5 protein-coding genes are annotated in these 5,775 nt (G+C 56.2%); 4 read left to right on the top strand and 1 reads right to left on the bottom strand.

Annotated features, from left to right (window positions below):
- Positions 1–214 precede the first annotated feature (214 nt).
- The 4 genes from EN935_RS19460 (at position 215) to EN935_RS42160 (ending at position 4,708) form a co-directional block, all read left to right on the top strand.
- Positions 215–1,207 carry a DUF1837 domain-containing protein gene (locus EN935_RS19460; RefSeq protein WP_245469054.1) on the top strand — a complete coding sequence of 331 codons (993 nt, stop codon included), beginning with the start codon at positions 215–217 and terminating at the stop codon, positions 1,205–1,207.
- Positions 1,204–1,626: a hypothetical protein gene (locus EN935_RS19455; protein WP_127266114.1), complete on the top strand. Its 423-nt coding sequence runs from the start codon at positions 1,204–1,206 to the stop codon at positions 1,624–1,626. Before EN935_RS19460 ends, EN935_RS19455 begins: the two co-directional genes overlap by 4 nt.
- Positions 1,568–3,736, top strand: coding sequence for a DEAD/DEAH box helicase (locus tag EN935_RS19450; protein ID WP_127373536.1), 2,169 nt, complete (start codon positions 1,568–1,570; stop codon positions 3,734–3,736). The genes EN935_RS19455 and EN935_RS19450 overlap by 59 nt, the downstream gene beginning before the upstream one ends.
- A gap of 81 nt (positions 3,737–3,817) precedes the next feature.
- Positions 3,818–4,708 carry a hypothetical protein gene (locus tag EN935_RS42160; protein WP_245469042.1) on the top strand — a complete coding sequence of 297 codons (891 nt, stop codon included), beginning with the start codon at positions 3,818–3,820 and terminating at the stop codon, positions 4,706–4,708.
- Between the two features lie 79 nt (positions 4,709–4,787).
- Here the strand turns inward: EN935_RS42160 and EN935_RS19440 are convergent, their stop codons facing one another.
- Positions 4,788–5,774: an ABC transporter permease gene (locus EN935_RS19440; RefSeq protein WP_127373535.1), complete on the bottom strand. Its 987-nt coding sequence runs from the start codon at positions 5,772–5,774 to the stop codon at positions 4,788–4,790.
- Position 5,775: the final 1 nt, after the last annotated feature.

Below are 5,775 nucleotides of genomic sequence, written 5' to 3'. Positions count from 1 at the left end.
GTGAGGGGCCGAGAAAGGCGACGAGGGAGTGCACTGTCGCCGTAATTGGATTACGCTTGAGCCAACAAAGCATCCATTCTGCAAAACCTGTGTTGTCGTCGTGACACAGCAGGATCTTGATCCTGTGCACCATTAAATTGGTCTCGACCACTTGCATTTGATATTAACAAAGCCCCAACGTGCGTGAATTCACTAGATTGATTTGCAGGACAACGTGACGGCAATCGAGAATGCAGAGTATGAGGCTTTGGATTTGGAGGTCGCTCTTGCAGGTCTGCGGCGTGATTACTCGAAATTATTACCGCGCCTTCGGGCACTCGAACATACCATCCAGTGCGAATGTGAAGGTGTAGTCCTGCGACTGCATTTTCCGGCGTTCCGACAGGGAAAGGCTACCATCCACGAACTCGTAGATGCCGTCGTTCATTTTCTAACATCCTTCGCGCTGCCGCGATCCGACGTTAAGGCCGTCGACGACCTCTACGGCAAAGTGAGCGTGGACGATTTTAAATTTAAGATCTCGCAGCTTTCGGAATCCGCAAAGGCGCTCTTCAAACGCGCCAATGAAGCCACCAACCGTAATGGCGAAGCCGGCGAGCTGCTCCTGTACCTATTGACTGAGTGGGTTTTGGACGCGCCGCAGTTGGTTGCAAAAATGTCCCTAAAGACCAACCGAGAGATGCCCGTCCATGGTTCGGATGGTATCCATGTGCGTTATTCTGCCGAGCAATCACGGCTGCTCTTATATTGGGGAGAGTCGAAACTCTATTCGGACGTCGGCGACGCGATAGCCGCAGCAATTTCATCAATCACAGAGGCGTTGGAGCCCGCTAAAATGCAGCACGAGATTGAGCTTGTGCAGCGGAATATCGATTTTTCCGGCCTGGATGACGCAAGCAAATCGGCCATCCTCAAATATCTTGACCCTTACGACGATGCTTACAATGAACGCCATGACGTGACGACCTGTCTGCTTGGTTTCAATTTTGACGCCTTTCAAGCACTGGCGTCGACACAACCCGAGAAGACCGACGCTGAGTTCGTAAAACTCGCAGAAGCGAAGTTGAAGGATTTGGCACCCAAGCTGGCGCAGACCATCAAGGCGGCGAATCTGGTCAACCGTCCCATAGAGATTTTCTTCTTCCCAGTGCCTTCGGTCCAGGAATTGCGTGATCTGTTTCAGGCCAAGATCGGCTGGAAATCATGACCATGGAGCTAATCGAGAAGGTTTGGAGTAACGCGAACTTTCACGAGGCTTCACGCCGCATCGAACTAGCGTGGCTGCGCAAGGAACTCGGTGCCAAGGAGATCATCGTCACCGCAGAGGAAGCAAGCAAGCTAGTCCGCGCTGCTGCGATTCTCGCATGCTCGAGCGACCAGCGGCACCGCAAGGCCGCATTCCGCGTGGCGACCTGCACGTATGAACTTTTTGGCGCATCGACACTCCCGTTGGACCAGGCGCTTCGTGTTGTCCTTGCGCGGCTTGGGAATTTTCCGTCGTTCAGTACGCGGTCGGAAGTTGCCCATGCCCAAGCGTCACTGCCACTGACTCTAGCCGCCGAAGAGATTGCCTCCGCCCGACGGGCGCGAAATAGCCGTCAATCAGCAGAAGATCTATCTCACTGATTTTCAGCACGATCTATGGACCAGCCTTGTAGCCAGAAAACGGATTGCACTGGCCGCACCCACGTCGGCCGGAAAATCCTACGTTCTACAAAATTACCTATCGTCGCTCTTCGCTGCTGACCGACCCCAATCCGTTGTGTACCTAGTGCCTACACGTGCGCTCATCGGCCAGGTAGCAGAAGATCTCGCCACTCAATTCCAAGGTTTCGCTGGCCAGGTTCCGGATATCGTCACGATCCCGATTGACGCGGAAACGGCGCTTCCAACTCGGGCGATTTACGTCATGACACAAGAGCGCATCCAACTTGCGCTTGCGGCCCATCCCGATTTCAATATGCATGTGGTCGTGGTCGACGAGGCTCACTCCATCGCAGATGGAGCTCGCGGGGTTCTTCTTCAGTGGGTCATTGACGACTTGCTGGCTCGCAATCCCGAGACTCAGATACTTTTTGCTAGCCCCAGCATTCGAAACCTTGGTGTCTTTGCACGACTATTCGGCCTGCCAAACGTGGTTGAATTTATGTCGGTCGAGCCCACAGTCGCGCAGAACTTTCTTACCTTAAAAATCGACTCTGCCACTAAGGGCCGAATAGTTATCCATACCATCGGCGACGGGTCTGCAGCACCTGTCGAAGTGATCAGTCTCCAGCTAAATCAAACGATTGCGAGCCGCGTGGAGAAGCTGGTGCACGTTGCCGCTCGGTTTGGGCTCGGCCAATCGAATATCGTTTACGCCAATGGCGCCGCAGAGGCAGAGAAGATAGCGATTCAGCTGGCGGATCTCTTCTCCGATCGGGAGCCCACCACAGAACAGCTAGCTTTGGCCGAACTTGCCAAGGAGGCGGTTCACCCGAATTATGTCCTCGTGGAATGCGTTAAGCGGGGAATTGCTTTTCACTATTCGAACATCCCGACGCAGCTTCGCCGAGCCGTGGAAGCCGCTGTTTCTTCCGGTTGCATCGACTATCTAGTATGCACCAGTACGCTTCTTCAGGGCGTCAATCTGCCTGCCAAGAACATTTTCATGTACGCGCCCGAGAAAGGACGTACCAACGCGCTTGAATCCACCGATTTCTGGAACCTCTCCGGCCGTGCCGGTCGGCTGCGCCGCGAATTCCAAGGCAACATCTTTCTCATCGACTACGCCAATTGGAAGAAGAAACCTTTGGATGGTCCGAAGGATTCTATCGTCGTTCCGGCCATCGAGACCAGCGTGAGGGAGCATGAGGCACAGCTTGTCACTGTTATTATTGATCAGGTGGCAGCCGGCCTGAGAGATCAGCCTGATCTTGAGACGGCCTTCGGTCGCCTCTATTCTGACCACAAGCGCGGCGAACTATCCACTACATTTGCACGAATTGGCGTTGATGCAGACGGTCCTGAGGCCCAGGCCTTGTCAGCGGCACTAATCGCGGCCGAAGCCATGGTGTCCATTCCGGCCGAGATATTGCGCCGCACGCCCAACATTTCGGCGCACAAGCAGCAGCGGCTATTTGCCCGTCTCATGGTGACTGTTGGCCAGGGCGTCGATGCAGCGAAGACTCTCATTCCGCGGCACCCGCGTGAAAGCGAAGCCTTCCAGTCATACGCGGGTATTCTTGAGCTGTGTCATGAGATCATTCTTGGGATCGACACGTCGAAAGGCTTACATCGTTTTCATGCTCTTATGGCGCTCAAATGGATGCGAGGATTGCCCCTTCCGCAGATCATCGACGAACAAATAAAACGCGACGCCAAAAAGGCTCCGCAGACTATTATTCGCAATACGCTCGATCTGATCGAGACCGAAATTCGGTTTCAGGCGGTTCGCTTGTTTGGCTGCTACAACGCTCTCCTGGTATACGCGCTCGACAACGCAGGAATGATTGACCTCGTAGCGAGCATACCGTCGCTTCCTCTCTATTTAGAAGTCGGAGCATCCGACAAAACAATGATCAGCTTCATCGCGCTCGGGCTATCACGTGTCACCGCGATGAAGCTCAACGAGCTTTCCGCGCGGAAGGATCTCGACATTGCAGCCGCCCTTCAATGGCTAAGGACCCGACCACCTAGCAGCCTTGGCCTCTCGCCGCTTCTGTTAGCTGAAGTCAGCGCGATCATTGCGATATGAAGCTCATGGTTGCAGTGGCTGGGATGGCGCGCCTTCCTTTGATAGCGCAGGGTTGTGGTTCGGAATTGAAGAGGGGGAATTGTGGATTCTGAGACAATCGTTTCGCTGACTGGATCCGACCTAGCCTATAGCTACAGGGAGCTGCCTGAGCGCTGCTCAGGTGTAGAGATCGACAGATACATCCAGCGCACGCGAGACCTCTTTGATCCGGTTGCGCGTGGTTTTGATGATGCCCGAAACACCGAGTGGTTTATCCGCAGCTATCTTGCTCTCAAATTCGTCCTTGGGGCAACCGTGCTTGCCAACTCCGCAGAATATGCTGAGGATCGGAACCTGCAGGTAGCGCTACCGTACCTCGGCTACTACACGATCTTGAATTGCTGCCGATCATTCTTGTTCACCCTCCCGTGCCTTGATTGGCGCGGAGAGAAGACCATCGAAATGACTCACAGCAACATCCTGAACGTAACTGCTGACAAACTCAAACGACTGGGCCAGCGACACGAGGATACACTCAAGCCAAGGCTTTGGGCGGCAAAGGAACAACGTGACTTATTTTCTTATCGATTTCCAGCGACCGGTCTTGCGGTGTTTGGTGACGGTCTGGTGTGTATCGGCGAGGCGATAGGGATTGCGAGGCTGTTGACGGAACTGGCGCAGATCAATCTTTCCTGTTTGGAAAGCTGCGTCGCGAAGCACAATCCAAATAAGAAATTCAAACTGCTTGAACTGGACGACATGTGGCACACGATGCAGTACGATATGAAGACTCAATCATTCGTCGATGACGAGGATTACAGCCGTGTGGGATATTTTGTGCGCAAGTACAAGGGCCCGGCTACTCTTGCCGACTTGGCCACAGATGGCCTTGTTGATGATTTCTTCGGTGCGTGGGCTCCAACGGATGACCGGGATGATGCGAACAGATACGATGCTGATCGGCAGTGGGACCTATTGTTGGATATCTGGTAGCCGGCCATGTCGTCGAGATGATCTAGGCTGGCCAAGCCAGGCAACCGTTACGGAGGCTTCCACGTAGCGTTCCTCGCCCCTACCGCTCCTCCACAATCCGCAAATAAGCCGCCGTCACGAACAGCACGATCAGCCCGAACAGTATCCGCCTCGCCCCCTCCGGCATCTGCAAAATCGTTAGCAGCGTCGTCAGCACGGTCAGGATCAGGGCGCCGATGATGGTGCCGGTGTAGCCGCCGCGGCCGCCGAAGATGGAGGTGCCGCCGATCACGGCGGCGGCCACCGAGGGCAGCACCAGGGGTTCGGCGAGCGACAGCGATGGCGCCTTGATCAGGCCGATATAGAGCAGGCCGGTGATGCCGGCGAGCATGCTGGAGATCACATAGAGCGCTGTTATGACCTGCCAGTATTGCACGCCTGACAGCCGCGTTGCGCGCTCATTGTCGCCGACGGCGTAGAGCAGGCGGCCGAAGCCGGTGCGGGCCAGCGTGAAGACGATGAGGGCGGCCAGGGGCACGAACAGCAGCAGGGCGTTGGGGAAGCCGTAGGTGACGCCGGTGCCGAGCCAGGCGAGGAAGTCGGGGATTTTCGCGCCCGAGGCAATCACCGTGCGCTGGTAGACCTGCAGGCAGCCGGTGCCGATCAGGCTGGTGCCCAGCGTCATGATCAGCGGGTGGACGCGGAAGACGCCGACGCCGATGCCGTTGACGAGGCCGATCAGCACCGCCGGCATCATCGCCAAGAGGAAAGCCACCGCCGGGTCCTGGTTGACGACTTGCGTCGCCATGATGAAGGCGCTCATCGTCGCCACCGTGCCGACCGACAGGTCGATGCCGCCGGTCAGCATGGTCATGGTCTGGCAACCGGCGAGGATCGCCAGCGGAATGGCGAATTTGATGGTGTTGGCGATCCAGCGCTCGTTGACGATGCCGGGGCGCAGGATCTGCAGGATCACCACCAGGATGACGAGCAGGATGATCAGCGGGATCAGCGGCCGGTCGGCCATGAAGCGCTTGACGCGGCGGCCCGGGGGGACGGGGGTTGGCGTGATCGCGGTGGTGCTCATG

It is taken from the genome of Mesorhizobium sp. M7D.F.Ca.US.004.03.1.1 (genome assembly GCF_003998635.1).
GTDB classification, from domain to species: Bacteria; Pseudomonadota; Alphaproteobacteria; order Rhizobiales; family Rhizobiaceae; genus Mesorhizobium; species Mesorhizobium loti.
Note: the sequence above shows the minus strand (reverse complement) of the source record. Positions and strands in the feature narration are given on the sequence as shown.